Source organism: Klebsiella sp. 54, assembly GCF_018223875.1.
Classification (GTDB): Bacteria; Pseudomonadota; Gammaproteobacteria; order Enterobacterales; family Enterobacteriaceae; genus Klebsiella; species Klebsiella quasipneumoniae.
The window spans coordinates 92119-117555 of the sequence record NZ_JAGRRA010000002.1; the positions used below are offsets into that span (position 1 = coordinate 92119).

The 25437-nt window shown below is 60.7% G+C and carries 27 protein-coding genes; 14 read left to right on the forward strand and 13 right to left on the reverse strand.

Annotated elements, in window-relative coordinates:
• Positions 1–144: 144 nt before the first annotated feature.
• Complete coding sequence (locus tag KHQ24_RS02115) at positions 145–315, forward strand: hypothetical protein (protein WP_002890108.1); 171 nt, start codon at positions 145–147, stop codon at positions 313–315.
• A gap of 116 nt (positions 316–431) precedes the next feature.
• Here KHQ24_RS02115 and KHQ24_RS02120 read toward each other — a convergent pair whose 3' ends face one another.
• From KHQ24_RS02120 to KHQ24_RS02140, 5 genes are read right to left on the reverse strand one after another with little or no spacing between them, the layout of a single operon-like run.
• Positions 432–1127, reverse strand: a complete 696-nt coding sequence (locus KHQ24_RS02120; RefSeq protein ID WP_004204908.1) for an ABC transporter ATP-binding protein — start codon at positions 1125–1127, stop codon at positions 432–434.
• The gene (locus KHQ24_RS02125) at positions 1120–1902 is read right to left on the reverse strand and encodes an ABC transporter ATP-binding protein (protein ID WP_064794546.1); all 783 of its coding nucleotides are present in this window, start codon (positions 1900–1902) and stop codon (positions 1120–1122) included. The genes KHQ24_RS02120 and KHQ24_RS02125 overlap by 8 nt, the downstream gene beginning before the upstream one ends.
• Positions 1889–2938 (reverse strand): branched-chain amino acid ABC transporter permease, encoded by a 1050-nt coding sequence (locus tag KHQ24_RS02130; protein ID WP_002890127.1) that lies wholly within the window; start codon positions 2936–2938, stop codon positions 1889–1891. The genes KHQ24_RS02125 and KHQ24_RS02130 overlap by 14 nt, the downstream gene beginning before the upstream one ends.
• Positions 2938–3837 (reverse strand): branched-chain amino acid ABC transporter permease, encoded by a 900-nt coding sequence (locus tag KHQ24_RS02135; RefSeq protein WP_002890128.1) that lies wholly within the window; start codon positions 3835–3837, stop codon positions 2938–2940. The genes KHQ24_RS02130 and KHQ24_RS02135 overlap by 1 nt, the downstream gene beginning before the upstream one ends.
• Before the next feature lie 19 nt (positions 3838–3856).
• On the reverse strand, positions 3857–4963 hold the full coding sequence (locus KHQ24_RS02140; RefSeq protein ID WP_004147267.1) for an ABC transporter substrate-binding protein: 1107 nt from the start codon (positions 4961–4963) through the stop codon (positions 3857–3859).
• On the opposite strand from KHQ24_RS02140, the gene KHQ24_RS02145 reads away from it, so the two are divergent.
• Positions 4956–5099: a hypothetical protein gene (locus KHQ24_RS02145; protein ID WP_032426080.1), complete on the forward strand. Its 144-nt coding sequence runs from the start codon at positions 4956–4958 to the stop codon at positions 5097–5099. The genes KHQ24_RS02140 and KHQ24_RS02145 overlap by 8 nt on opposite strands.
• A 426-nt stretch (positions 5100–5525) precedes the next feature.
• Here the strand turns inward: KHQ24_RS02145 and eutC are convergent, their stop codons facing one another.
• The 3 genes from eutC to eat are packed head-to-tail and all read right to left on the reverse strand — an operon-like array spanning position 5526 to position 9076.
• The gene (eutC, locus tag KHQ24_RS02150; RefSeq protein WP_004204903.1) at positions 5526–6302 is read right to left on the reverse strand and encodes an ethanolamine ammonia-lyase subunit EutC; all 777 of its coding nucleotides are present in this window, start codon (positions 6300–6302) and stop codon (positions 5526–5528) included.
• On the reverse strand, positions 6299–7687 hold the full coding sequence (locus KHQ24_RS02155) for an ethanolamine ammonia-lyase subunit EutB (protein ID WP_023288556.1): 1389 nt from the start codon (positions 7685–7687) through the stop codon (positions 6299–6301). Before KHQ24_RS02155 ends, eutC begins: the two co-directional genes overlap by 4 nt.
• Positions 7688–7696: 9 nt before the next feature.
• The gene (gene eat, locus KHQ24_RS02160) at positions 7697–9076 is read right to left on the reverse strand and encodes an ethanolamine permease (RefSeq protein WP_064794545.1); all 1380 of its coding nucleotides are present in this window, start codon (positions 9074–9076) and stop codon (positions 7697–7699) included.
• 62 nt (positions 9077–9138) lie between these two features.
• Here eat and KHQ24_RS02165 point away from each other — a divergent pair, with 62 nt between their 5' ends.
• The 7 genes from KHQ24_RS02165 to tauD all read left to right on the forward strand — a co-directional run bounded on the left by KHQ24_RS02165 (position 9139) and on the right by tauD (position 15332).
• Positions 9139–9267: a hypothetical protein gene (locus KHQ24_RS02165; RefSeq protein ID WP_161992934.1), complete on the forward strand. Its 129-nt coding sequence runs from the start codon at positions 9139–9141 to the stop codon at positions 9265–9267.
• Between the two features lie 82 nt (positions 9268–9349).
• A complete protein-coding gene (gene mmuP, locus KHQ24_RS02170; protein WP_004204899.1) occupies positions 9350–10759 on the forward strand; it encodes an S-methylmethionine permease in 1410 nt (469 codons plus the stop codon).
• Positions 10746–11678 (forward strand): homocysteine S-methyltransferase, encoded by a 933-nt coding sequence (gene mmuM / locus KHQ24_RS02175; RefSeq protein ID WP_017898951.1) that lies wholly within the window; start codon positions 10746–10748, stop codon positions 11676–11678. The genes mmuP and mmuM overlap by 14 nt, the downstream gene beginning before the upstream one ends.
• A gap of 240 nt (positions 11679–11918) precedes the next feature.
• Positions 11919–12881 carry a taurine ABC transporter substrate-binding protein gene (gene tauA / locus KHQ24_RS02180; protein WP_004204897.1) on the forward strand — a complete coding sequence of 321 codons (963 nt, stop codon included), beginning with the start codon at positions 11919–11921 and terminating at the stop codon, positions 12879–12881.
• An 11-nt stretch (positions 12882–12892) separates the two neighbouring features.
• On the forward strand, positions 12893–13660 hold the full coding sequence (gene tauB / locus KHQ24_RS02185) for a taurine ABC transporter ATP-binding subunit (RefSeq protein ID WP_004178719.1): 768 nt from the start codon (positions 12893–12895) through the stop codon (positions 13658–13660).
• Positions 13657–14484 carry a taurine ABC transporter permease TauC gene (gene tauC, locus KHQ24_RS02190; protein ID WP_008805332.1) on the forward strand — a complete coding sequence of 276 codons (828 nt, stop codon included), beginning with the start codon at positions 13657–13659 and terminating at the stop codon, positions 14482–14484. Before tauB ends, tauC begins: the two co-directional genes overlap by 4 nt.
• Positions 14481–15332 (forward strand): taurine dioxygenase, encoded by an 852-nt coding sequence (gene tauD, locus KHQ24_RS02195; protein ID WP_017898949.1) that lies wholly within the window; start codon positions 14481–14483, stop codon positions 15330–15332. Before tauC ends, tauD begins: the two co-directional genes overlap by 4 nt.
• A gap of 70 nt (positions 15333–15402) precedes the next feature.
• On the opposite strand, the gene KHQ24_RS02200 is transcribed toward tauD, so the two are convergent.
• From KHQ24_RS02200 to ampH, 3 genes are all read right to left on the reverse strand, one after another.
• Positions 15403–17118 carry a lysophospholipid acyltransferase family protein gene (locus KHQ24_RS02200; RefSeq protein WP_032455618.1) on the reverse strand — a complete coding sequence of 572 codons (1716 nt, stop codon included), beginning with the start codon at positions 17116–17118 and terminating at the stop codon, positions 15403–15405.
• Positions 17119–17301: 183 nt separating this feature from the next.
• Entirely contained in the window at positions 17302–18276 is a 975-nt protein-coding gene (gene hemB, locus KHQ24_RS02205) for a porphobilinogen synthase (RefSeq protein ID WP_004204887.1), read from the reverse strand.
• Positions 18277–18382: 106 nt separating this feature from the next.
• Complete coding sequence (gene ampH, locus KHQ24_RS02210; protein WP_049004148.1) at positions 18383–19543, reverse strand: D-alanyl-D-alanine-carboxypeptidase/endopeptidase AmpH; 1161 nt, start codon at positions 19541–19543, stop codon at positions 18383–18385.
• Positions 19544–19762: 219 nt separating this feature from the next.
• Here ampH and KHQ24_RS02215 point away from each other — a divergent pair, with 219 nt between their 5' ends.
• The 3 genes from KHQ24_RS02215 to KHQ24_RS02225 all read left to right on the forward strand — a co-directional run bounded on the left by KHQ24_RS02215 (position 19763) and on the right by KHQ24_RS02225 (position 22738).
• Entirely contained in the window at positions 19763–20275 is a 513-nt protein-coding gene (locus KHQ24_RS02215) for an isochorismatase family protein (RefSeq protein WP_074404029.1), read from the forward strand.
• A 117-nt stretch (positions 20276–20392) separates the two neighbouring features.
• Positions 20393–21613 (forward strand): peptide antibiotic transporter SbmA, encoded by a 1221-nt coding sequence (gene sbmA, locus KHQ24_RS02220; protein WP_004204884.1) that lies wholly within the window; start codon positions 20393–20395, stop codon positions 21611–21613.
• A gap of 18 nt (positions 21614–21631) precedes the next feature.
• Positions 21632–22738 (forward strand): DUF1615 domain-containing protein, encoded by a 1107-nt coding sequence (locus tag KHQ24_RS02225; RefSeq protein ID WP_017898945.1) that lies wholly within the window; start codon positions 21632–21634, stop codon positions 22736–22738.
• Here the strand turns inward: KHQ24_RS02225 and KHQ24_RS02230 are convergent.
• Positions 22735–23037, reverse strand: coding sequence for a YaiY family protein (locus KHQ24_RS02230; RefSeq protein ID WP_017898944.1), 303 nt, complete (start codon positions 23035–23037; stop codon positions 22735–22737). The genes KHQ24_RS02225 and KHQ24_RS02230 overlap by 4 nt on opposite strands.
• A gap of 252 nt (positions 23038–23289) precedes the next feature.
• Here KHQ24_RS02230 and KHQ24_RS02235 point away from each other — a divergent pair, with 252 nt between their 5' ends.
• Positions 23290–23493: a DUF2754 family protein gene (locus tag KHQ24_RS02235; RefSeq protein ID WP_004204881.1), complete on the forward strand. Its 204-nt coding sequence runs from the start codon at positions 23290–23292 to the stop codon at positions 23491–23493.
• Between the two features lie 32 nt (positions 23494–23525).
• Here KHQ24_RS02235 and ddlA read toward each other — a convergent pair whose 3' ends face one another.
• Positions 23526–24623, reverse strand: a complete 1098-nt coding sequence (ddlA, locus tag KHQ24_RS02240; protein WP_004204880.1) for a D-alanine--D-alanine ligase — start codon at positions 24621–24623, stop codon at positions 23526–23528.
• 99 nt (positions 24624–24722) lie between these two features.
• Between ddlA and KHQ24_RS02245 the strand changes: the two genes are divergently transcribed.
• Entirely contained in the window at positions 24723–25406 is a 684-nt protein-coding gene (locus KHQ24_RS02245; protein ID WP_048323135.1) for an extensin family protein, read from the forward strand.
• Positions 25407–25437: the final 31 nt, after the last annotated feature.

The following is a 25437-nucleotide window of genomic DNA, read 5'->3' on the forward strand; positions in this document are numbered from 1 at the left end:
AGAGGGTTAGGGTGAGGGGAAAAGGACCGGGAGTAATATGCGCCAGCCAGGATTGCAAATTCGGAATTAATATTTCCCGCGCCCGGCCAACTGTGGTTGAAATAGACCCAGGCGATACGCTTCCCGACAGAGGAGAAAACGAAAGTGGCATTGTGGCAACGGTTAACGGGCTGGCTGGCTTTTTTGTCCAACGGTGAAGCCGGACAGCAAGATACCCAACGCGTCATGGAGGCGATCCTGCCGGTGGCCAGCCTTTACGGCGTGGACATTGGCAACGTGGAAACCCGGTGGTTCCGTCATGATAAGACATACTGAGCGACGCAGGACGCGAGAAGCCTACTGGAACGAGGTGTGCTTTGTGTAGCAAGAGACTGCCTGAGGTTGCGGCCTCGCAGGAGGCGCCGCCGCAGCCCAGGCAGTTTTGACCATGCCTATCCCCCCAGATACATCCGCTTAATTTCCGGATTAGTCAGCATCTCCCGCGCCGCGCCTGACAAGGTGATCCTGCCATTCTCCAGGACATACGCCCGATCGGCGATCGCCAGCGCGGCCGTCGCATTCTGCTCCACCAGCAGCACCGTCATATTCTCTTCGCGCAGTTGCTTAATGATGCCGAACAGCTCGCCGACAATTTTCGGCGCCAGCCCGAGGCTCGGTTCATCCAGCATCAATAACACCGGCTCGCTCATCAGCGCCCGGGCGATGGCCAGCATCTGCTGCTCGCCGCCGCTCATGGTGCCAGCCATCTGATGGCGCCGCTCCTTGAGCCGTGGAAAGAGGGCGTACATGCGATCGCGCAGGCGGGTGTAGCCGGCGAGATTATTGTAAGCGCCCATGCGCAGGTTCTCTTCGATGGTCAGGTTGGTAAAGACCCGGCGTCCCTCCGGCACCAGCGCAAGCCCGCGGCGCACGATCTGGTGGGTCTGGCTGCGCGAGATATCGTCGTTAAGGAAGCTGACGCGCCCGCTGGAGCGCACCAGGTTGACGATCCCATTGAGGGTGGAGGTTTTACCGGCGCCATTGCTACCGATCAGGGTGACGATCTCCCGGTCATAGACGTCGATATCGACGCCCTTCAGCCCCTGGATCACGCCGTAAAAAACCTTCAGTTCCCGGGCGTTAAGCATAATTGGCTTCTCCCAGATAAGCGGAAATGACGTCCGGATGCTGGATCGCCTCGGCCATCAGGCCGCTGAACAATGGCTTACCATACTCCAGGACCATCACCCGTTCGCACAGGCGGTTGACGAAGGGCATATCGTGCTCGATTAACAGGACGCTGAGCTGATAGTCATGGCGCATGCGGAAGATCAGCTCCGCCAGATCCTCGGTCTCCTTTGGGTTCATCCCGGCAGCCGGCTCATCGAGCAGCAGCAGCTTCGGCGCGGTGGCCAGCGCGCGGGCGATCTCCACTTTGCGCTGGTTGCCATAGCTCAGGTTCGTGGCCTGCATATGGGCGAAGTGGGCGATGCCGATATCCTCCAGAATGGCCATCGCTTTGGCCTTCGCCGCCCGCTCGGCCGGAAAGTAGCGGCCAATGTGCAGGGCCGCCTCCAGCAACGAATAGCGGCTGGCCCGGTCGAGCCCGACCATCACATTCTCCAGCACCGTCATAGAGTTAAACAGCCGGATATTCTGGAAGGTGCGGGCGATCCCGGCGTTCACCACCTGGTTGGGCTTCAGCCCCTTCAGCGAGGCGCCCGCGAGGGTGACGCTGCCGCTGGTGGGCTTATAGTTGGCGGTGATGATGTTAAACAGGGTGGTCTTACCCGCGCCGTTCGGGCCGATAAGGCCAAAGATCTCCGCCTCGTCAACATGGAAGCTGACGTTGTCGATGGCCCGCAGGCCGCCAAACTGCATGGTGACGTCCTGCACCTGCAGGATGATTTTATTTTCCGCCATAGCCGCCGCTCCTTCTTCCGGTCTGCCAAATCTCTTTTTTCCCCAGCAGCCCTTCGCGGGCGAAGAGCATGATAATCAGCAGCAGCAGGGAGAAGACCACCATTCTCAGGCCCGGATAGGCGCCGAGATCGTGACCGAAGAACTGCAGCGGCTGGTCGAGAAAGCGCAGCCACTCGCCGCTGCCGACCACCAGCACGGTGCCGAGCAGGGCGCCGGTGGTGCTGCCGAGTCCGCCGAGGACGATAATAATCAGCAGCTGGAAGGTGAGCATAAAGTCGAACAGCCCCGGGGAGATGGTGGTCAGCAGGGAAGCCAGCAGACCGCCGCCGATCCCTTCGAAGAAGGCGCTGGTAGCGAAGGCGCAGGTTTTAATGCGGAAGGTGTTGACCCCCATGGCGATCGCCGCATCTTCGTCGTCGCGAATAGCTTTCATCATCCGACCATACTTCGACCACACCAGCTGGAGGATCATGCCGGTGGCCAGCAGGGCGAACAGCCCGCACCAGAACAGAAGATGCGGCTGCTGCGGAATATCGTTCAGCCCGATGGCGCCGTTGGTGATTTGCGGGTTGTTAATGGCGAGGATCTTGATGATAAACCCGAAGCCGAGGGTGACGATGGCCAGGTAGTCGCCCCGCACCCGGAAGACCGGTACGGCGAGGCACACCGCCAGCGCCGCCGCGCACAGGCCGCTTATCAGCAGGGCGGGGAGGAAACCCGCGTGCAGGCTGAGGATCCACGGGCTGGGGGCGGCCATTTCAAACATGTCTACCTTGCTGTCGCTGGAGAGGATCAGCAGGGCGGTGACGTAGGCGCCCACCGCCACGAAGCCGTTCGGCTCCAGCGACAGCTGGCCGGTCACGCCGTTGATCAGGTTGTAGCTGACCGCGAGGATCATAAAGATAAAAATGGTGCTGATGACGCGAACAATGTAGTCATTGAAAACCACGTTGATTCCGGCCAGCAGCGCGATACAGATGACAATAATGGCCAGGTTGCGCAGCTGCGCCCCGGCGGTCGTCGTCGCGTTGAGCATCAGAAACGGCTCCTTTCCAGACGTTCGTCGCCCATAATGCCGACCGGGCGGAACAAGAGGACCAGAATCAAGAACAGGAAGGCGAAAGCATCTTTATAGCCGCCCAGTTCGGGGAAGATCGCCACCGCGACCACTTCGGTAAAACCGAGGATAAAGCCGCCCAGCACCGCGCCGGTGACGCTACCGATCCCGCCGAGCACGGCGGCGGCAAAGGCCTTCAGGCCGATAAGCACGCCCATCAGGGGATCGATCGTTGGGTAGCTGATGGAGTAGAACACGCCGCCGAGCGCCGCGAGGCTACTGCCGAGGGCGAAGACCAGGGAGATGATCCGGTTGGCGTCAATGCCCATCAGGCGCACGGTGTTGACGTCAAAGGCCACCGCGCGGATCGCCATCCCATAGCGGGTGCGGTACAGCAGCCAGAGGATCGCCAGCAGCAGCAGGACGGTGATCAGCGGCACAATCCACGCCACGTTGGTAATGATGACGCTGCCAAAGGCCCGGGTCTGGTTGAAAAAGTCCGGGGCGGAGAAGAAGCGCGAGCTGCCGCCGAACAGCACGTTAAACAGGTTTTCGAGGAAGAAGCTGACGCCGATGGCGGTGATCAGCATGGAGATTTTCGAGGCCTGACGCAGCGGACGATAGGCAACCCGGTCAATCAGCATACCAAACAGGCCGCACAGCCCGAGGGTCAGGAAAACGGCTACCCCGAAGGGTAGCCCAACCGAAGAAAATAAAAACAGCGTACTAAACGCGCCGACCATCATCACGTCCGCATGGGCGAAGTTGATCAGCCGCAGCACGCCATAAACCATCGTATAACCGATGGCAATCAGGGCGTACATGCCCCCAAGACTCATTCCATTGACCACTTGCTGGAGAAAAATGGCGCCGTCCATTTTGTAGCCTCGTCACAACTTAAGGGTTAACCACGGTACGAAACGCCAGCTTGCCATCTTTCACTTCGTTGATGACCGCGCTGCGAATGGCATCGCCGTTCTGTAAGGTCAGCGTGCCGGTCACGCCCTGGAAATCTTTGGTGGCGCGGATTTTTTCATTTACGCAGACCCGATCGTGGGGATCGCTGCACTGGTTCATGGCGTTGACGATGACGTTATAGGCATCCGCCGCCATTGCGCCCCAGGTATGGGTCGGCTGCTGGTATTTGGCTTCCCAGGCTTTGATGAAGGTTTCCCCCGCCGGGGTCTGCTCTTTGGCGTTCGGCGAGTAATAATCGGTGGTCATATAGCCGTTGACCGCGTCTTTACCGACATCGAAGAAGACCTGATCCGCGGCCAGTCCATCGCCGCCCACCACCGGTTTGTTGAGCCCCAGCTGTTTAGACTGCACGGCAATCAGCGCCCCTTCGGTGTAGTAGATCGGCATGTAAATCATGTCGACATTCTTCGCCTTGACGCTCGCCAGCTGGGCTTTAAAGTCCTTGCTGCCGCCCGGGGCCTGGACCTCGATGGGAATGGTGCCGCCGTTTTTCAGGAACTGGGTGCGGAACGCTTTCGCCAGGCCGACGGAGTAATCGTTGCTGCTGTCAAACACGATGGCGGCGGTTTTGGCTTTCAGATCGCGGGAGGCCAGATTGGCCCCGACCACCCCCTGGAAGCTGTCCGAGAAGCAGACCCGGCTGACGTAGGGATGGTTGCGGGTGACGCGGTCGTTGGTGGCGGTGGAGGAGACCAGCGGCGTTTTGCTGTCATCGGCGATCTTGGTCATCGCCAGGGTGTTGGAGGAGGTGACTTCCCCGATAACGGCATCCACTTTATCGCTGGAGACCAGGCGCTGCATGGCGTTGGCCGCTTCGACTTTGTCGCTTTTATCATCGATAACGATAAGCTTGATGGTATCGCCATTTTTTAACGTCGGGGTGATGGCCTGAATAATGTCCAGCCCTTTCTGCGACGGCTGGCCATAGCCGCTGAGGGCGCCGCTCAGGGGTAATACCACCCCGATTTTAATTTCCGCTGCCTGCGCGCTGCTGGCGCCGACCAGCGCGGCAACCAGCGTGGCCATTAAAGACGCTTTCCCGGAAAACGATTTCATGGGTATTTCTCCGTCGGTCGATTATTTATCTTTAACCATCAATGACTGCATAACATTGAGGAATAATGCGCCAGCTTATCCGGCGAATTATTGGCTGTTATGTTGAATAGATAACGAGATATATACCCTAAATAATTCGAGTCGCATGAAGGCGGCAAGTGAGCGAGTCCCCAGGCGCTTACAGAAGTAAGTGACTGACAGCCAACGCACATGCAACTTGAAGTATGACGGGTATTTTTAATGCGCTGAATTACCTTACAACGTCCGTTTCGTTTTTACTCATGCAATATTCTTATTACCTGCAGGCAAGGGCATAAGGCTGGCGACCACACGGTTTTTGATACGGTGAACGCATTTTGCCGGGTGGCGACAGGCGCCTTACCCGGCCTGAAAACAGGCAATATACCGGTTAAACGGTTTTCGTCGGCCCGCGCAAGCGAAGCGCCGCCGGGAAATTTCAGCGTGCACCCGAATATAATATTCAGGTGCGCCCGGTAATATTAACAATGTATTCTGCTGCTCACGTGACTTATTATTTTAAAGGGGGCAATGGTTTTATTTTCCCATGCAGCGCCGGATTATCGCTTTCATCTTTCAGGCGCACTCCGGTAAGCCGTCGTAAAAAAGCCTGCTCCAGCAGCCAGGCCAGTTTAAAGGCGGCGGCGTCATGGCTCAGCCCTTCCGGGCGAATATTGGAGATACAGTTGCGCTCCGACTCCAGCCGCTGCCGATGCGGCTGCCAGGTGAGGTAGACGCCGAGGCTGTCCGGTGAGGAGAGACCCGGTCGTTCGCCAATCAAGATCGCCACCGCGCGGGCTTTCAGGGTTTCGCCAATATCATCCCCCAGCGCCACCCGTGACTGATGCGCCAGCACCACCGGCGCCAGGCCGATACCCAGCGTCTGCAGATAGGGCAGCAGGGCGCGGATCAACGGCACCGCCTGGCGCTCTACCGCCCATGAAGAGAGGCCGTCGCCGATCACCAGCAGCAGGTCGGCGGGGCGGACGCCGCTGGCGGCGAGGTCGGCGCGGCTTTCGTCGGCAAGCTGCCTTCCGAGATCCGGACGCCGCAGATAGGTGTGACGGTCCGGCGCGGCGCTGTGCACCGTCAGAGCGTCGAGGCCGAGCGCCGCTAGCGGCGCCACCAGCTGCTGGCTGGCGAACGGCTGATGAATGGCGTCCCGCGCTCTGGCGTGGGCCAGACCAAAGTTGAGGACTTCGCGGGTCGGCAGGCTGGCGCCGCTGCGCCCCAGGGCGATCCGCGCATCGGTAAATTCACGCAGCGGGTTCCAGGCGTCGGGACGGTTCATACGGGGGCTCCTTGCGGCAGGACGGACAGCAGCGGATGGCGGGCGTCGGTGAGCCGCAGCGCGCCGTGCGGATCGATAATTTGCATCTTCGCCAGCCAGTCGGCGAACTCCGGGGCATGCTTTAAGCCCAGCAGGCGACGGGCGTACAGTGCGTCATGGAACGAGGTGCTCTGGTAATTGAGCATGATATCGTCCGCCCCGGGCACGCCGATCAGGAAGGTGAGCCCGGCGGCGCACAGCAGGGTCAGCAGGGTGTCCATATCATCCTGATCCGCTTCCGCGTGGTTGGTATAGCAGACGTCGCAGCCGATCGGCAGGCCCATCAGCTTGCCGCAGAAGTGATCTTCCAGCCCGGCGCGAATAATCTGCTTGCCGTCGTAGAGATACTCCGGACCGATAAAGCCGACCACCGTATTGACCAGCAGCGGTTCAAAGTGGCGGGCGACGGCGTAGGCCCGCGCCTCGCAGGTCTGTTGGTCGACGCCGTGGTGGGCGTTGGCCGACAGGCAGCTCCCCTGCCCGGTCTCAAAATACATCACATTGTTGCCGAGGGTACCGCGACCGAGGCTGAGGGCCGCTTCGCGGGCCTCCTGCAGCATGGCAAGATTGATGCCGAAGCCGCTGTTGGCCGCTTCGGTTCCTGCCACCGACTGAAACACCAGATCCACCGGCGCGCCGCGCTCAATCAGCTGCAGCGTATTGGTGACGTGGGTCAAAATGCAGGACTGGGTGGGAATGGCGAAGCGCTGGATAATATCGTCCAGCATCACGTTCAACTGCGCCAGCACCGGTAAGCTGTCGCTGGCCGGGTTGATGCCGATCACCGCGTCCCCGGCGCCGTACAGCAGCCCGTCGAGCATACTGGCGGCAATGCCTTTCAGGTCATCGGTGGGATGGTTGGGCTGCAGGCGCACGCTGAGGTGGCCGGGCAGGCCGATGGTGTTGCGAAAGCGCGTCACCACCTGACATTTGCTGGCGGCGAGGATCAGATCCTGATTGCGCATCAGCTTGCTTACCGCCGCCGCCATCTCCGGGGTGATAGCGCGGGCGACCCGCTGCAGCGTGGCGGTATCGGTGGCATCGTCCAGCAGCCAGTCGCGGAAATCGCCGACCGTCAGGTGACGCAGGGCGGCAAAGCCCTGCGCATCGTGGGTGTCGAGGATCAGGCGGGTCACTTCGTCCTGCTCGTAAGGGATAAGCGGATTGTCGAGGATGTCGGTCAGCGGCACCTCGGCGAGGGTCATTTTCGCCGCCATCCGCTCTTCGGCTGAGTGGGCGATAACCCCCGCCAGGGCGTCGCCGGAGCGGGCCGGCGACGCTTTCGCCATCAGCGTTTTCAGACTATCAAAGCGCCATACCTGGCCCGATAGCGTGGTTTTATACATGCCGCCTCCTCAGGAGACCGTTCGCAGTTGAGGATCCACTGGCGCCCGTTCACGGGCCGCTGCGGTTTTGCGGAACCACAGGTAGCCGCCGAGCATCATCGCCGCGAAAATCAGCGCCAGCAGCAGGTTATACCAAACCATCGCCACCAGGCAGAGCACCGCCATGCCGAGGGCAAAGGCCGGCGCCAGCGGGTAGAGCGGCGCGCGGAACGGACGGATCAGCTTCGGCTCGCTACGGCGCAGTTTGAACAGCGCCGCCATGGAAGTGATATACATAACAATAGCCCCAAATACCGACATGGTGACGATGCAGGCGGTTAGCGGCATGCCGCTGATGGTGATCAGCGAGTCGGAGAAAATCGCGGCGATGCCCACCACGCCGCCGGCGAGGATCGCCAGATGCGGAGTGCGGGTGCGGCGATTGAGGGTGGCCAGACCGGCGGGCAGATAGCCGGCGCGGGCGAGGGAGTAGATCTGCCGCGAGTAGCCCATAATGATGCCGTGGAAGGAGGCGACGAGGCCAAACAGCCCCAGCCACACCAGCATATGCAGCCAGCCGCTGCCGTTGCCCACGACCGTCTTCATCGCCTGGGGCAGCGGATCGTTAATATTGGACAGCGCGCGCCAGTCGCCGACGCCGCCGGCGAAGACCATCACCCCAATCGCCAGCACCGTCAGCGTCAGAATGCCGCCGCCCAGGGCGCGGGGAATGGTGCGCTGCGGATCTTTGGCCTCTTCGGCGGCCATGGAAGCCCCCTCAATGGCGAGGAAGAACCAGATAGCGAACGGAATGGCGGCGAACATCCCCGGCAGCGCCAGGCCGCTAAAGCTTTCCGCGCCCGCCCAGCCGTTAGTGATGAAATGGCTCCAGGAGAAGCCGGGGGCGACTACGCCCATAAACACCAGCAGCTCGAAGATGGCCAGCAGGGTGACGATCAGCTCGAAGGTGGCGGCGATGCCGACGCCGAGGATATTGAGCGTCATAAAGATCACGTAGGCGCCGCAGGCGACCCATTTCGGATCCAGCGCCGGAAACTGCACGTTGAGGTAGGCGCCGATGGCCATGGCGATGGCCGGCGGGGCGAAGACGAATTCAATCAGAGTGGCAAAACCGGCGATAAAGCCGCCGGTGGGCCCGAAGGCGCGGTAGGCATAGGCGAAAGGGCCGCCAGCGTGCGGGATGGCGGTGGTCAGCTCGGTAAAGCTGAAAATAAAGGCGCAGTACATGGCGGCGACCGCGAGGGCGACGACCATAAACCCCATCGTGCCCGCCTGCGACCAGCCGTAGCTCCAGCCGAAGTACTCCCCGGATATCACCAGTCCGACGGCGATCCCCCATAAACGAAAACTGCCGAGCGTTCTTTTTAAGGTGGTGGTGTGCTCTGTCATACGTGTTGCCTCGCCAGATAGAAAGGTTCTGAACGACAGGCTGCAAAGAGAGTGCCAGAACGTTGTCCGTCGCGATGAGGCGCCAGTTCGGGGAGCGCCCGTCGGCGCTGCGCAAAAATGGGGCAGGCTGCACGCTGTCGGCGCGCGACCTGGTGCAGCGGCTTTGCTTTTTCAGCGGCGGCACGGTATAACACTTCTTCTTTTGGATGTTTAGATGTCTATACGTTTATACGCATCATGACCCGGGCAAGCGGGTTGGCGTGAGAAAATAAAATGCAAAGCACAACACAACAACAAGGTGGGCAACTGAAGCGCACCATGAAAACGCGTCATCTGATCATGCTGTCGCTCGGCGGCGTGATTGGCACCGGCCTGTTCTTTAATACCGGCTATATCATCTCCACCACCGGCGCGGCCGGGACGCTGCTGGCGTATCTGATTGGCGCCCTGGTGGTCTGGCTGGTGATGCAGTGCCTCGGCGAACTGTCGGTAGCGATGCCGGAGACCGGCGCTTTCCACGTTTACGCGGCGCGTTACCTTGGCCCGGCGACGGGCTATACCGTGGCGTGGCTCTACTGGCTGACGTGGACGGTGGCGCTGGGTTCGAGCTTTACCGCCGCTGGCTTCTGTATGCAGTACTGGTTCCCGCAGGTGCCGGTCTGGATCTGGTGCGTGGTGTTCTGCGCGGTGATCTTCGGCCTTAACATCATTTCGACCCGCTTCTTCGCCGAAGGCGAGTTCTGGTTCTCGCTGGTGAAAGTGATCACCATCATCGCGTTTATTATTCTCGGCGGCGCGGCCATTTTCGGCATCATTCCGATGCAGGATGGCTCCCCGGCGCCGGGCCTGCGCAATATCACCGCCGAAGGCTGGTTCCCGCACGGCGGCCTGCCGATCCTGATGACCATGGTGGCGGTGAACTTCGCCTTCTCCGGGACGGAGCTTATCGGCATTGCCGCCGGGGAGACGGAAAACCCGCATAAGGTTATTCCGGTTGCCATCCGCACCACCATCGCCCGGCTGATTATTTTCTTTATCGGCACCGTATTTGTGCTGGCGGCGCTGATCCCGATGCAGCAGGCGGGGGTGGAGAAAAGCCCCTTCGTGCTGGTGTTTGAAAAGGTGGGTATCCCTTACGCGGCGGATATTTTCAACTTCGTGATCCTGACGGCGATCCTCTCGGCGGCCAACTCCGGCCTGTACGCTTCCGGGCGGATGCTCTGGTCGCTGTCGAACGAGAAGACGCTGCCGGCCTGCTTTGCCAAAGTCAATAAACGGGGCGTGCCGGTGACCGCGCTGTCGGTGAGTATGCTGGGCGGCGTGCTGGCGCTGTTCTCCAGCGTGGTGGCGCCCGACACGGTGTTTGTGGCGCTGTCGGCGATCTCCGGTTTTGCGGTGGTGGCGGTGTGGTTGAGCATCTGCGCCTCGCACTTTATGTTCCGCCGCCGCCATCTGCAGCAGGGTAAGGCGCTGAGCGACCTGCAATATCGCGCCCCCTGGTATCCAGTGGTGCCGATTCTGGGCTTTGTGCTGTGCCTGGTGGCCTGCGTGGGCCTTGCTTTTGACCCGAGCCAGAGAATTGCGCTGTGGTGCGGGATCCCCTTTGTGGCCCTGTGCTATGGTGCCTGGTATCTTACTCGTTCACGGAAAATGACTCAGGAGCCCCAACATGTCGCAGACTAATCCGTTTACCGCCCTGCTTGCCGCCCAGCCTTTCGTGCTGCTGGACGGCGCTATGGCCACCGAGCTGGAGGCACGCGGCTGCGATCTGGCTGACAGCCTGTGGTCGGCGAAAGTGCTGCTGGAGAACCCGCAGCTGATCCGCGATGTGCATCTCGACTACTTTCGCGCCGGGGCGCAGGTGGCGATCACCGCCAGCTATCAGGCCACCCCGGCGGGTTTTGCCGCACGCGGGCTGGATGACGCGCAGTCCCGGGCGCTGATCGGCAAAAGCGTCGAGCTGGCGCGCAAAGCGCGCGAGGCGTACCTCGCCGAGAACCCGCAGGCCGGCACGCTGCTGGTCGCCGGTTCGGTGGGGCCGTATGGCGCGTTTCTTGCCGACGGCTCGGAGTATCGCGGCGATTATCAGCGCAGCGCGGCAGAGTTCCAGGCCTTCCACCGGCCGCGCGTCGAAGCGCTGCTGGATGCGGGCGCCGACCTGCTGGCCTGTGAAACCCTGCCGTCATTCGCCGAGATCCAGGCCCTGGCGGCCCTGCTGCAGGAGTATCCCCGCGCTCGCGCCTGGTACTCCTTCACACTGCGCGACGCCGAACATCTCAGCGACGGCACGCCGCTGCGCGAGGTGATGGCCGCCCTGGCGGATAACCCGCAGGTGGTGGCGGTGGGGATCAACTGTATCGCGCTGGAAAATACGCCCGCGGCGCTGGCGCATTTGCACAGCCTGACGGCGCTGCCGCTGGTGGTCTATCCTAACTCCGGCGAGCATTATGATGCGGTGAGCAAGACCTGGCATCATCATGGCGAAGCCTGCGCCAGCCTGGCGGATTATCTGCCGCAGTGGCTGGCGGCCGGGGCGAAGCTGATCGGCGGCTGCTGCCGCACCACGCCGAAGGATATTGCTGAGCTTAACGCGAAGCGCTGAGTTTTTTGCCGGGTGGCGCTGCGCTTACCCGGCCTACACCTTGCGCGATCCGTAGGGCGGGCAAGGCGCAGCCGCCACCCGGCGCCAACCATCTGCCACCAACCAATCGCTCAAAATCAACTATCCTTTCCCGCTTTTGTTCTAAAAACGATTCGCTATTAGCCAGAATTTTTAATTACTTCATCTCCATCCTGATGCCGGAAATACTGCACCTATAACAACTCAGGGGAAGCAGACATTATGGCATTCACATCGCGAATTACTCTTCTGGCGGCGCTGGCCGTCGCCGCCTTCCAGGCGCAGGCGGTCAACGTTACCGTGGCGTATCAAACCTCCGCTGAGCCGGCGAAAGTCGCCCAGGCGGACAACACCTTCGCCAAAACCAGCGGGGCGACCGTCGACTGGCGGAAATTTGACAGCGGCGCCAGCGTGGTGCGGGCTCTGGCCTCCGGCGATGTGCAGATCGGCAATATCGGCTCCAGCCCGCTGGCGGTGGCCGCCAGCCAGCAGGTGCCGATTGAAGTGTTCCTGCTTGCCTCAAAGCTCGGCAACTCCGAAGCGCTGGTGGTGAAGAAAAGCATCACCAAACCGGAAGATCTGATCGGCAAGCGCATCGCCGTGCCGTTTATCTCCACCACCCACTATAGCCTGCTGTCGGCGCTCAAACACTGGGGCATCAAGCCGGGCCAGGTGCAGATTATTAACCTGCAGCCGCCGGCGATTATCGCCGCCTGGCAGCGCGGGGATATCGATGGCGCTTACGTCTGGGCGCCAGCGGTTAATGAACTGGAAAAAGAGGGCAAGGTGCTGACCGATTCCGCGCAGGTTGGGGAGTGGGGCGCGCCGACCCTCGACGTCTGGGTGGTCCGTAAGGACTTCGCCGAGCAGCATCCGGAGATTGTCAAAGCGTTCGCTAAAAGCGCCATCGACGCCCAGCAGCCCTACATCGCCAACCCGGAGGCATGGCTGAAACAGCCGGACAACATCAGCAAGCTGGCGCGCCTGAGCGGGGTGCCGGAAGCCGATGTCCCGGGGCTGGTGAAGGGCAATACCTATCTCACCGCCGCTGAGCAGGCGCAGGCGCTGAACGGGCCGGTCAATCAGGCCATCGTGGATACCGCGCGCTTCCTGAAAGAGCAGGGCAAAGTGCCTGCGGCGGGAACCGATTATCGTCAGTACGTGACTGACCGCTTTGTGAAGTAAAGGAGGCGGCGATGCTGCAAATCTCGCATCTTTCCGCCGACTACGGCGGTAAACCGGCGCTGGCGGATATCAACCTGACGCTGGAGAGTGGGGAGCTGTTGGTGGTGCTGGGGCCCTCGGGCTGCGGTAAAACTACCCTGCTGAACCTGATTGCCGGATTCGTGCCCTATCAGCACGGCAGCATCACTCTCGAAGGTCAGCGGGTGACCGGGCCGGGCGCAGAGCGCGGCGTGGTCTTCCAGAATGAAGGTCTGCTGCCGTGGCGCAATGTGCAGGATAACGTGGCGCTGGGTCTGCAGCTGGCGGGCGTGGATAAAGCGCAGCGCCGGCAAGCGGCGGCGCAGATGCTGAAGAAGGTGGGTCTCGAAGGGGCGGAAAAACGCTTTATCTGGCAGCTGTCCGGCGGTCAACGCCAGCGGGTGGGCATCGCCCGGGCGCTGGCGGCGAATCCGCAGCTGTTGCTGCTGGATGAGCCCTTCGGCGCGCTTGACGCCTTTACCCGCGAGCAGATGCAGACATTGCTGCTGAAACTGTGGCATGAGACCGGCAAACAGGTGCTGCTGATCACTCATGACATTGAAGAGGCCATCTTTATGGCCACCGAGCTGGTGCTGCTGTCGCCGGGGCCGGGACGGGTGGTGGAGCGGCTGCCGCTTGATTTCAGCCGTCGCTTTGTCGCGGGCGAATCCTGCCGCAGCATCAAATCCGACCCGCGGTTTATTGAACAGCGGGAATACATTTTGAGCCGGGTGTTTGACCAACGGGAGGCTTTCTCATGAGCGTGGTACTGAACGACAAACCGCGTCAGACGACGCTGAAATGGCGCTGGCCGCTCTCCCGTCAGCTTACCCTCAGCGTGGCGACCCTGGCGGTGCTGCTGGCCGTCTGGTGGGCGGTCGCGGCGCTGCAGCTGATTAGCCCGCTGTTTCTGCCGCCGCCAGGACAGGTGTTGCAGAAGCTTATCACCATCGCCGGGCCGCAGGGCTTTATGGATGCGACGCTCTGGCAGCACCTGGCGGCGAGCCTGACGCGGATCGTTATCGCGCTGCTGGCGGCGGTGCTGATCGGCGTACCGGTGGGGATCGCCATGGGGCTCAACTCAACGGTGCGCGGGATCCTCGATCCGCTGATCGAGCTTTATCGTCCGGTGCCGCCGCTGGCCTACTTACCGCTGATGGTGATCTGGTTTGGCATTGGTGAAACGTCAAAGATCCTGCTGATCTACCTGGCGATTTTCGCCCCGGTAGCGATGTCGGCGCTGGCGGGGGTGAAAAGCGCGCAGCAGGTGCGGATTCGCGCCGCCCGTTCGCTGGGCGCCAGCCGGGCGCAGGTGCTGTGGCTGGTGATCCTGCCCGGCGCGCTGCCGGAGATCCTCACCGGGCTGCGCATTGGTCTCGGGGTGGGCTGGTCAACGCTGGTGGCCGCTGAGCTGATCGCCGCCACCCGTGGGTTAGGGTTTATGGTGCAGTCCGCCGGCGAGTTTCTCGCCACCGATGTGGTGCTGGCGGGGATCGCAGTCATTGCCATTATCGCCTTTTTACTGGAACTGGGGCTGCGCGCGCTGCAGCGCCGCCTGACGCCCTGGCATGGAGAAGTACAATGAGTGAACGTCTGAGCATTACCCCGCTGGGGCCGTATATTGGCGCGCTGGTGACCGGGGCGGATTTAACCCGTCCGCTGAGCGACAACCAGTTTGAGCAGCTGTATCACGCGGTGCTGCGTCATCAGGTGGTATTCCTGCGCGAACAGAATATCACCCCGGCGCAACAGCGCGACCTGGCGCTGCGGTTTGGCGACCTGCATATTCATCCGGTCTACCCTCACGCCCCTGGCGTGGAAGAGATTATCGTCCTCGATACCCACAACGATAATCCGCCGGATAATGACAACTGGCATACCGATGTCACCTTTATCGACACGCCGCCCGCCGGCGCCATTCTGGCGGCGAAAGAGCTGCCGGCGACCGGCGGGGATACTCTGTGGACCAGCGGCATTGCCGCCTGGGAAGCGCTGTCAGAACCCTTCCGGCAGCTGCTGAGCGGCCTGCATGCGGAACACGATTTCCGTAAATCGTTCCAGGAGTATAAGTACAACCACACGGAAGCCGAGCATCGGCGCTGGCAGGAGGCGGTGGCGAAGCATCCACCCCTGCTGCACCCGGTGGTGCGTACCCACCCGGTGACCGGCAAGCAGGCGCTGTTCGTTAATGAAGGCTTTACCACGCGGATTGTCGACGTGACCGAGAAAGAGAGCGCGGCGCTGCTGAGCTTCCTGTTTGCCCATATCACCAAACCGGAGTTTCAGGTGCGCTGGCGCTGGCAGCCGAACGATGTCGCTATCTGGGATAACCGGGTGACGCAGCATTACGCCAATGCCGACTATCTGCCGCAGCGGCGCATTATGCACCGGGCGACGATTCTCGGCGATAAGCCGTATTTCCGGGCGTCGTAGCCGCGGTTAATGTTGCCTGCAGAACTACCCCTGCCATCCGCCACCCTGGCCGGATGGCAGGATAAACCGGCTATCCGGCCTGCAAAGCTAAATGCGCGCCAATATAGCGCTGATAGCGGTTCGCTTTCAGATAGGTCAAATCCACCAGCACCAGACCATCCACGCAGTTATTGAAATCCGGATCGCTGCCGAAATCGATAAACTGCACGCCGCCCGGCTCGCACACTTCCGAGTACTGCTTATACAGCGGCGGGATCGCGCAGCCGAGGTTGCCGAGCAGGGACTTCAGCCGGGCCAGGTCGTCGTTGTAATCCTCCCCGCCAAACTGCGCCAGCACGTCGGGCAGCGAGGCCGGATAAGGGCGACGGGACTCCGCCAGCGGGTGCGTCGCCGGGAACCACAGCCGGTAGAACGCCACCAGCAGATCGCGAGCGGCGGGCGGCAGCCCACCAGAAATCGATACCGGGCCAAACAGATAGCGATAGTGCGGGTAGCGCGCTAGATAAGCGCCGATGCCGGACCACAGGTAGTCCAGCCCGCGTCGACCCCAGTAGCGCGGCTGGATAAAGCTGCGCCCCAGCTCAATGCCGTGCTGCAGGATGTCGTCCATTCGCCCGTCGTAGTGGAACAGACTGGAGCTGTAGATCCCCTCCAGGCCGCGCTTTGCCAGCTGTATGGCCGTCGGCATAAAGCGGTAAGCGCCGACGATCTCGAGGTCTTCTTCATCCCACAGGATCAGATGCAAATAGTCGTCATCATACCCGTCGATATCCCGCCGTTTGCCGCTGCCTTCGCCAACCGCGCGGAAGGCGATTTCCCGCAGGCGTCCCAGCTCGCGCAGCAGCGGCGCCTCCTCCTGACCGTTGCGCTGCCAGAGGTAAATCACTTTGCCATCGGCGGTGCGGCCCAGGCATTCGGCCTTGTGCAGTTCGCGTTTGAGCCGCGCCCGATCTTCCGGGCGGGCGATGGCGCTTTCAGTTTTGAACTGCCCAGGCAGCCCTTTGCGCAGCTGTTCAAGGTGCTGATAGCAGCGGCCGGTAAGTTCGCGAGCGCTGGACTGGGCATCGAACCAGCTCGACCAGGGGATCTGCTGGCCGATACGCACCGGCAGGCTGCTGTTGCGCCGGCGAAACATCTGCTGCATCAGCAGGAGCAGCGGCAGGTTGTCGGAGACTAGGGTGCTGGCGTAAAACAGGGCGCTGTTGTGGGCATGAATCCACGCCGGCAGCAGCGGGGCGCGATATTTCGCCGCCAGCTTAATAAAGCCCGAGTGCCATTTTTTATCGCGAATGCCGCGACGGGTAAGGCGAGAGACTTCCCCCGCCGGGAAGAAGATCAGTACCCCACCGGCCTGTAGCTGCTGGTCCATCTGCTGCAGCGCCGTTTTAGCGGTGCGGCCATGAATATTATCCACCGGGATAAACAGCGAGCTCAGAGGCTCAAGGTGGGTGAGCATGCGGTTGGTGACCACTTTGACGTCGCGTCGCACGCGGGATACCGCATACAGGAGCGCCAGGCCGTCGAGGGTGCCGGTGGGGTGGTTAGCGATAATGACCAGCGGGCCATATTCGGGGATTTGTTCGAGATCGTGCGCCGGGATGGCGCAGCGGATATTGAGGTATTCCAGCACCTGTTCGACCGTATCAAGCCCCTTCAGGTGGCGGTGACGGTCGGCAAATTGTTGAAACTCTTCCTCATAAAATAGCTTTTTTAACAGTTTCTTTTGCCAGGGGGCGGGCCTCGCCTGAGGCCACAGGTCATCGAGTACGTTGTCGAGACTAAACATAGTGGCTCCTCCTCCGTCCTGCCCAGACAGTAGAAGGTGGAGATGTCGTTCAGATTACAGTTGGGTGAAGATTCGGTCGCAGCAAGCGAGGTTTCCCGGATAGCGGCTAACGCCTCATCCGGGCTACGGTTGGCGCCGATTTGTAGCCCCGGTAAGCGTCAGCGCCACCGGGGAGAGGGAGGCTTAACGGAGGATGTTTTTCTCGGCCAGGTCGAGGGCGAAATAGCTGAAGATCAGATCGGCGCCCGCGCGTTTGATAGCGCCGAGGCTTTCCAGAACCACTTTCTCTTCATCGATAGCGCCCGCCTGGGCGGCGAATTTGATCATCGCGTACTCCCCGCTGACCTGGTACGCGCCGAGCGGCAGATCGCTGCGTTCGCGGATATCGCGCAGAATATCCAGGTAGGCGCCCGCCGGTTTCACCATCAGGCAGTCGGCGCCCTGGGCTTCATCGAGCAGCGACTCGCGAATAGCTTCCCGGCGGTTCATCGGGCTCATCTGATAGGTTTTACGATCGCCCTTCAGCGCGGTACCGGCCGCTTCGCGGAACGGGCCGTAGAAGGAAGAGGCGAACTTGGTCGAATAGGACATGATCGCCGTATTGGTGAAGCCTGCTGCGTCCAGCGAGCGGCGAATCGCCTGCACCTGACCATCCATCGCGGCGGAAGGGGCGATGAAATCCGCGCCGGCGGCGGCAGCGACAACGGCCTGTTTGCCGAGGTTTTCCAGGGTCGCATCGTTATCCACCCCGTGGTCGCACAGCACGCCACAGTGGCCGTGGGAGGTGTATTCGCAGAAGCAGGTATCGGACATGACGATCATCTCCGGCACCGTGGACTTACAGATCCGCGACATACGCGCCACCAGACCATTTTCATTCCAGGTATCGCTGCCGGTGGCATCGGTGTGATGAGAAATACCAAAGGTCATCACCGAGCGAATGCCGGCATTGGCGATGCGTTCGATCTCGCGCGCCAGATATTTTTCCGGAATGCGCATCACCCCGGGCATGGCCTCGATCGCTTTGTAATCATCAATTTCTTCTTCAACAAAGATCGGCAACACCAGGTCGTTCAAACTCAGTGTTGTCTCTTCAAACAGGGCGCGCAGCGCAGCGGATTGACGCAGGCGGCGGGGGCGAGTGATTAAATCTGTCATGGTTTGCCTGATTTTGTGAAATGAAAGAGGGTAGTGTAACTGAAATGGCAGCGGGATGTTTCGCCAAAACGATCGTTATGTCGCATCGGCGAAACCTCCCCCGGGCTTACTGACTGGCCGTCTGCATGTTGGGCTGCATGCCGCTCAGCTCGCTGACCAGATCGTTGATGCCATCGCTCATATTGTTGAAACGGGTTAACGGCGAGCGGGTCACTACCACAAAAGCGCCGACGTTAGCCTGCGGATTCATCGCCATATAGGTGATAAACCCGCCGCCGCCGCCGGTTTTCTGAATAATCCCCGGATGGCCATTCTTCGGCTTCATATACACCCAGCCAAGCCCTAGCGCGTCGGCGCGGCCAGGCACGTCCATACCGATCACCCGAGTCAGCTGGTTACGCTGATAAATCAGCGTCTGCATCCGGTCGGCCTGCTGGCTGCGGGTATAGAAATCGGATGACAGGAACTGCTGCATCCAGCGCATCATATCCCCCGGCGTCGAGTAGACGCCGCCGCTGCCGATCGCCGCCAGAGTGTTGTTACACGGGCTGGCGCCTTTCTCCGGGATCATCAGCCGCTGGCACTGATCCGGCGATGGGGTAAAAGTAGTGTCCTTCATCCCCAGCGGCCGGGTGATCTGCTCTTCAAACAGCTGCGGATAAGGTTTGCCGGCGGCGGTGGAGAGCGCGTCCGCCAGTAAATCGAAGGCCAGATTGGAGTAGGCCGCTTGCGAGCCGGGCGCGGTCTTCAGGGTGGCGGTTGAGAGCCAGTTCCAGCGCTGCTGGCGGGTTGGCCAGACAAACACCGGACGATGAGCGGCGCCGCCAGGCTGTTCGCGCGGCAGGGCGCTGGTATGGGTCGCGAGATTCACCAGAGTGATTGGTTTTCCCTGCCAGTCAGGCACTCGGGCGCCCGGCGGAGCGTATTTGCTCAGCGGATCGTTGAGTTTCACCACCCCCTGGTCGAGCAGCTTCACCAGCATCTCGCTGGTCATCAGTTTGCTGAGGGAGGCGATACGGATCACCGAGTCGAGCTGCGGGTGCTGATTATTCCCCGGGCGGGTTTCGCCAAAGCTGCGAAACACACGCTGATTGCCATCGATCACCACCAGCGCCATGCCGGTGGCGCCGCTGCCGTAGTAGATATGATTGGCGTAACGATCGACCACATCCGAGGCGAAAACCGGGTCAACGGTAGGCTGTGCGGCCTGCACCGAGGTCCACGACGCCGCGCACAGCGCAGCAAAAATGAGCAAACTACGTTTCAACGGAGATCATCCATTAAATAAATAAAAAAGAAGAGGGTATTTATACTACGAAGTGGCGCAGAACAAAGCGGGATTCACGACATTCCTGCAGGAAAAAGGTAACGGTGCGTAAAAAAGACTTTTTTACGCTTTCGGATACCGGCTTTTTTCGCCGGCGCGTATGATGACCGTTTGGCTGAAGGTTTGCGGGAGAAAACAATGGCGGCTCAACGGGTAGTGATGGTCGTGGATATGCAAAACGGCGTGTTCGCCACGCCGCGTCTGGCGCGCGAGCGCTGCGTCGCGCAAATTAATCGTCTGGTGCGCGCGGCGGATAAAGTGATTTTTATTCAGCATGATGAGGCCGGCGGCCTCGAAGCCGGCAGCGAAGGCTTCGCCCTGCTCCCTGAGCTGGAACAGCCGGCCGGCGCGCTGTATGTCACCAAAACCGCCTGCGACGCCTTCTACCACACCTCGCTGGAGCAGGTGCTGCGGGAACACGACATTCACCAGTTCGTCATCTGCGGTTGCGCCACCGACTACTGCCTCGACACCACCATTAAAAACGGCGCCAGCCGCGGGTACGGCATTGTTATCGCGGAAGATGCCCACACCACCGCCAACCGCCCCGCCGCGCAGGCCGCGACGCTGATCGCCCACTACAATGAGGTGTGGCGTACGCTGACCGTTCCTGGCAATCCTTTACAGGTGAAACCCACAGAAACAATTCTGCACGCCTGGCAGCAGAACTAAGCTGTTGATATCCGGTCTTATCATCCGTCTGCCCCGCGAGAGCGCTTTCACGCGGCGGCCGACGTATGCGTCGTATACAGCAATAGCAGAACGATAAGAAGTTAGCAGGAGACAATGATGTTTAAATCTTTTTTCCCCAAACCGGGGCCGTTTTTTATTTCTGCCTTTATCTGGTCGCTGCTGGCGGTGATCTTTTGGCAGGCGGGCGGCGGCGACTGGCTGCTGCGGGTCACCGGGGCATCGAAGGATGTGGCGATCAGCGCGGCGCGCTTCTGGTCGCTCAACTATTTGGTGTTCTACGCTTACTATCTGTTTTGCGTCGGCGTGTTTGCGCTGTTCTGGTTTGTCTACTGCCCGCATCGCTGGCAGTACTGGTCGATTCTCGGCACGTCGCTCATCATCTTCGTCACCTGGTTTCTGGTGGAAGTGGGGGTGGCGATCAACGCCTGGTATGCGCCGTTCTATGATCTGATCCAGAGCGCGCTGGCCACCCCGCATAAGGTCAGTATCAACCAGTTTTATCATGAGATCGGCATCTTTCTCGGCATCGCGCTCATCGCGGTGATCATCGGCGTGATGAACAACTTTTTCGTCAGCCACTACGTCTTCCGCTGGCGCACGGCGATGAACGAACACTACATGGCCCACTGGCAGCATCTGCGCCATATCGAAGGCGCCGCGCAGCGTGTGCAGGAAGATACCATGCGCTTTGCCTCCACCCTGGAAGATATGGGCGTAAGCTTTATCAACGCGGTGATGACCCTGATCGCCTTCCTGCCGGTGCTGGTGACGCTCTCCGAACACGTTCCTGACCTGCCCATCGTCGGTCACTTGCCGTATGGCCTGGTGATTGCCGCGATCGTCTGGTCGCTGATGGGGACCGGCCTGCTGGCGGTGGTGGGGATTAAGCTGCCGGGTCTGGAGTTTAAAAACCAGCGCGTGGAAGCGGCCTATCGTAAAGAGCTGGTCTACGGCGAGGACGATGAAACCCGCGCCACGCCGCCGACGGTGCGCGAGCTGTTCAGCGCGGTGCGTCGCAACTATTTCCGTCTCTATTTTCACTATATGTACTTCAATATTGCCCGCATTCTCTATCTGCAGGTGGATAACGTTTTCGGCCTTTTCCTGCTGTTTCCGTCGATCGTTGCCGGTACGATTACCCTCGGGCTGATGACGCAAATTACCAACGTTTTCGGCCAGGTGCGCGGTTCGTTCCAGTACCTGATCAGCTCGTGGACGACGCTGGTGGAACTGATGTCCATCTACAAACGTCTGCGCAGCTTTGAGCGCGAACTGGACGGCAAGCCGCTGCAGGAAGCAATCCCGACATTACGTTAATCAAGACAAGGAAGCAGGATGGCCGCACGTTTATCGCGCATTATACCCGGTTCATTGACGCTGCTGGCGGCCGTGGTGCTCAGCGCCTGTACCAGCCAGCAGGCGCCGGTGCTGAAAGAGGGTGAGAAGCCCGTTGACGTGGCGTCGGTGGTGCGGCAGAAAATGCCCGCCAGCGTCAAGGATCGGGAGGCCTGGGCGCAAGCCATCGCCACCGCCTTTGACAGCCAGAAGCTGGCGCCGACGGAAGAGAACGTCTGCTCGGTGCTGGCGGTCGCGCAGCAGGAGTCCAATTATCAGTCCGATCCGGTGGTGCCGGGGCTGAATAAAATCGCCTGGCAGGAGATCGACCGCCGGGCGGAAAAAATGCACATTCCGCTGTTTCTGGTCCATACCGCGCTGAAGATCACCTCGCCAAACGGCAAAAGCTACAGCGACCGTCTGGACAACGTGAAGACGGAAAAGCAGCTGAGCGCTATTTTTGATGACTTTATCGGGATGGTGCCGATGGGGCAGAAGCTGTTCGGCTCCCTGAACCCGGTGCACACCGGCGGCCCAATGCAGGTCAGCATCGCCTTTGCTGAGCAGCATACTTCCGGCTACCCGTGGAAAATGAACGGTACGGTGCGCCAGGAGGTCTTCAGCCTGCGCGGCGGCCTGTGGTTTGGTACCTATCATCTGCTGAACTACCCGGCCAGCTACAGCGTGCCGTTGTACCGTTTTGCCGACTTTAACGCCGGCTGGTATGCCAGCCGTAACGCCGCCTTCCAGAACGCGGTGGTGAAAGCCAGCGGGGTGAAACTGGCGCTCGACGGCGACCTTATCCGCTATGACAGCGATGAGCCGGGCAGCACCGAGCTGGCGGTACGTCGCCTGGCGGGCCAGCTGGGGATGAGCGACAGCGAGATCCACAGCCAGCTGAAAAAGGGCGACAGCCTGGCGTTTGAGAAGACCGACCTCTATCAACAGGTTTTCCGTCTCGCTGATAAAAAAGCGGGCAAAACCCTGCCGCGGGAGATGTTACCGGGGATCCAGCTTGAGAGTCCGAAAATCACCCGTAATCTGACGACGGCGTGGTTTGCGAAACGGGTCGATGAGCGGCGGGCAAGCTGTATGGCGCGGCGTTAACGGCGCCGACGCCAGCGTACAATGATCGCCAGCAGCCCGATGAACGCGCAGCCGACCAGGAAAGGGATCAGGCCAAAGAGGGTGCCAACGGCGAGACTGATGTCGACCTGCGGACGGCTGGCGTCCTGGGCCTGCATCAGGCGCTCAAACACCCCCGGGGCGTGGATCAGCATGCTGAGCATCTGCGCACCGGCCCAGCAGCAGATCAGCACGAACAGCCCGTAGGCGACATGGCTGCCGGTCAGCGCCCCTCTTTTTTTATTTCCCAAAAGCGATTTTGAAAAACTGAATTCAGCCATAGGCCCTCCCACCTCTGTACTGCTGGTTTTTTCTCCAGCTCTATGGCAGGTATTCTGGCAGTGCGACGCCGTCGCCAGTATCAGATTGCTGGTAATTGCCCTCCAGGAATAATCCTGTTTTCGCCGTTGTGTTAACCGCGCCACAGGAAGGGAAAAGGGAGACCGGCGTCGCAATCCAGCAACATTCTCCATATCGCTACAGACCGCCGCGGGCGGCTATGCGAAGATGCGTTTTTTGCTGTTGGAGGCCGCATGAAGCTCACTGATAAAATTCGCCGCGACTGGCACTACTACGCGGTGGCGCTGGGGTTAATTTTTATTCTTAATGGCGTGGTGGGGCTGCTGGGGTTTGAGACGCAGGGCTGGCAATCCTACGCCGTCGGTCTGGTCACCTGGGTGATAAGCTTCTGGATTGCGGGCTTTGTGATCCGCCGCCGCCCGGCAGAAGAGGCCTGAGGCCGCCGCTGCCAGGCGGGGTAAAACGCGTTTTAGTTCATGGAGGTTTTCAGCGCCCGGTCCGCGGCATGGCGCTCCAGCGCCAGCTCAATCAGGCGGGTGATCAGACTGGTGTAATCGAGGCCGCTGGCCTGCCACAGCTTCGGATACATACTGATATTAGTGAAGCCCGGCAGGGTGTTGATCTCGTTGATCACCACCTCGTTGTCGGCGGTGAGGAAGACGTCGACGCGGGCCATGCCGCTGCAGCCCAGGGTCTGGTAAGCCTGCACCGCGATAGCGCGGATCTTGTCGTTGATCTCCGGGGCGATGGCGGCCGGGACCACCACCTTCGCGCCCTGGTCGTCGATATACTTGGTGTCGTAAGCGTAAAACTCGCTGTTGAGGACAATTTCACCGCAGGTGCTGGCTTGCGGATGGTCGTTACCCAGCACCGCACACTCAATTTCCCGCCCTTTAATGCCTTGCTCCACCACCACTTTATGGTCAAATTCAAAGGCCAGGGCCACCGCCTGATGGTACTGCTCTTCGTTTTTAACTTTGCTGACGCCAACCGACGATCCCTGGTTGGCCGGCTTAACGAACAGCGGCAGGCCCAGCTTCGCTTCGACATCGGCAAAGCTGAACTGCGCGCGGTTGGCGCGGGTTAGGGTGATAAACGGCGCAACGGCGAGACCGGCGTCGCGCAGCAGGCGTTTGGTCACATCTTTGTCCATACAGGCCGCAGAGCCCAGCACATCGGATCCGACGAAAGGCAGATTGGCCATGCGCAGCATCCCCTGCAGGGAACCGTCTTCGCCCAGCGTGCCGTGGACGATGGGGAAAATTACATCGATGGCCGCCAGCGGCTGGCCGCTTTCGGCGTTAATCAGTTGCTGCGCCTCGCGGCCCGGGATCTGCGCCAGGGTCACCGTTGAAGGGCGCAGGGCGATGCGGGCAGGATCCTGAGCGTTGAGCAGGTAGTTGCCGGCGTCGTTGATGTGCCATAGCCCCTGTTTATCAATCCCCAACAGAACCACATCGAAGCGTGATTTATCAATCGCTTCCACGATATTCTTCGCTGACTGCAGCGACACTTCATGCTCTGCCGACTTACCGCCAAAAACGATCCCAACCCTCATCTTTGCCATTTCAACTTCCATCCAGATTACATCAAAGGGCATAACATACCATGTGAAACCGCCGCCTGCCTGCCATAATATTTACCTGATCAATTGACGGGAGCGGGCGTGAGAGGAAAGACGCTGCTGGTGCTGGCCGGGCTGCTCGGCGCGGGCCTTGTGGGATATCGCTATCTGCCGCCACACCTGAATCCGCTGGCGCCGCTGGCCCTTGACGATCCCCCGGGCTGGCTGACGTCGTTCAAGCTGCGCAGCCTGACGGCCGACCAGTGCGCCTCCCTGCTGGCGGAGGCCAACCGCCGGCGGCTCATCGCCAGCCAGCCGGTGGCCGACAGCGAGGGCGCCTGCCCGCTGCGTAATGTGGTGCGGGTGGCTAATTTTGGCTCGGTGCAGTTGAGCAGTAGTTTCCTCGCCAGCTGCCCGCTGGCGCTCAGCAGCGCGCTGTACGTCGAGCAGCAGGCGAAGCCGCTAACCCGTCAGCTGATGGCCAGCGATCTGCGCCAGATCGATCATCTCGGCAGCTTCGCCTGCCGCAATATCTACCATCGGGAACAGGCGCGGCGTAGTGAACACGCGACGGCGGATGCCCTTGATGTTAGCGGCTTCCGCCTGACGGACGGCAGACGCATCAGCGTCCTGCAGGGCTGGCGCAGCGCTCGCTCTCACCCCTGGCTGGCGGCGCTGTTAAGCAACAGCTGCCCTTACTTCGGCAACGCGCTGGGGCCGGAGTACAACGCGGCGCACGCCAACCATTTTCACTTTGGAATGCGCGGGCAGGGCTTCTGCTTTTGAGCATAAAGCCCTGTGAGCAGCCTGAATGACC

Excerpts from the sequence above, each read along its gene's own strand:
- KHQ24_RS02120 (WP_004204908.1), bottom strand. The coding sequence starts at position 1,127 with ATGCTTAACGCCCGGGAACTGAAGGTTTTTTACGGCGTGATCCAGGGG.
- KHQ24_RS02125 (WP_064794546.1), bottom strand. The coding sequence starts at position 1,902 with ATGGCGGAAAATAAAATCATCCTGCAGGTGCAGGACGTCACCATGCAG.
- KHQ24_RS02130 (WP_002890127.1), bottom strand. The coding sequence starts at position 2,938 with ATGCTCAACGCGACGACGACCGCCGGGGCGCAGCTGCGCAACCTGGCC.
- KHQ24_RS02135 (WP_002890128.1), bottom strand. The coding sequence starts at position 3,837 with ATGGACGGCGCCATTTTTCTCCAGCAAGTGGTCAATGGAATGAGTCTT.
- KHQ24_RS02140 (WP_004147267.1), bottom strand. The coding sequence starts at position 4,963 with ATGGCCACGCTGGTTGCCGCGCTGGTCGGCGCCAGCAGCGCGCAGGCA.
- eutC (WP_004204903.1), bottom strand. The coding sequence starts at position 6,302 with ATGAACCGTCCCGACGCCTGGAACCCGCTGCGTGAATTTACCGATGCG.
- KHQ24_RS02155 (WP_023288556.1), bottom strand. The coding sequence starts at position 7,687 with ATGTATAAAACCACGCTATCGGGCCAGGTATGGCGCTTTGATAGTCTG.
- eat (WP_064794545.1), bottom strand. The coding sequence starts at position 9,076 with ATGACAGAGCACACCACCACCTTAAAAAGAACGCTCGGCAGTTTTCGT.
- mmuP (WP_004204899.1), top strand. The coding sequence starts at position 9,350 with ATGCAAAGCACAACACAACAACAAGGTGGGCAACTGAAGCGCACCATG.
- mmuM (WP_017898951.1), top strand. The coding sequence starts at position 10,746 with ATGTCGCAGACTAATCCGTTTACCGCCCTGCTTGCCGCCCAGCCTTTC.
- tauA (WP_004204897.1), top strand. The coding sequence starts at position 11,919 with ATGGCATTCACATCGCGAATTACTCTTCTGGCGGCGCTGGCCGTCGCC.
- tauB (WP_004178719.1), top strand. The coding sequence starts at position 12,893 with ATGCTGCAAATCTCGCATCTTTCCGCCGACTACGGCGGTAAACCGGCG.
- tauC (WP_008805332.1), top strand. The coding sequence starts at position 13,657 with ATGAGCGTGGTACTGAACGACAAACCGCGTCAGACGACGCTGAAATGG.
- tauD (WP_017898949.1), top strand. The coding sequence starts at position 14,481 with ATGAGTGAACGTCTGAGCATTACCCCGCTGGGGCCGTATATTGGCGCG.
- KHQ24_RS02200 (WP_032455618.1), bottom strand. The coding sequence starts at position 17,118 with ATGTTTAGTCTCGACAACGTACTCGATGACCTGTGGCCTCAGGCGAGG.
- hemB (WP_004204887.1), bottom strand. The coding sequence starts at position 18,276 with ATGACAGATTTAATCACTCGCCCCCGCCGCCTGCGTCAATCCGCTGCG.
- KHQ24_RS02215 (WP_074404029.1), top strand. The coding sequence starts at position 19,763 with ATGGTCGTGGATATGCAAAACGGCGTGTTCGCCACGCCGCGTCTGGCG.
- sbmA (WP_004204884.1), top strand. The coding sequence starts at position 20,393 with ATGTTTAAATCTTTTTTCCCCAAACCGGGGCCGTTTTTTATTTCTGCC.
- KHQ24_RS02225 (WP_017898945.1), top strand. The coding sequence starts at position 21,632 with ATGGCCGCACGTTTATCGCGCATTATACCCGGTTCATTGACGCTGCTG.
- KHQ24_RS02230 (WP_017898944.1), bottom strand. The coding sequence starts at position 23,037 with ATGGCTGAATTCAGTTTTTCAAAATCGCTTTTGGGAAATAAAAAAAGA.
- KHQ24_RS02235 (WP_004204881.1), top strand. The coding sequence starts at position 23,290 with ATGAAGCTCACTGATAAAATTCGCCGCGACTGGCACTACTACGCGGTG.
- ddlA (WP_004204880.1), bottom strand. The coding sequence starts at position 24,623 with ATGGCAAAGATGAGGGTTGGGATCGTTTTTGGCGGTAAGTCGGCAGAG.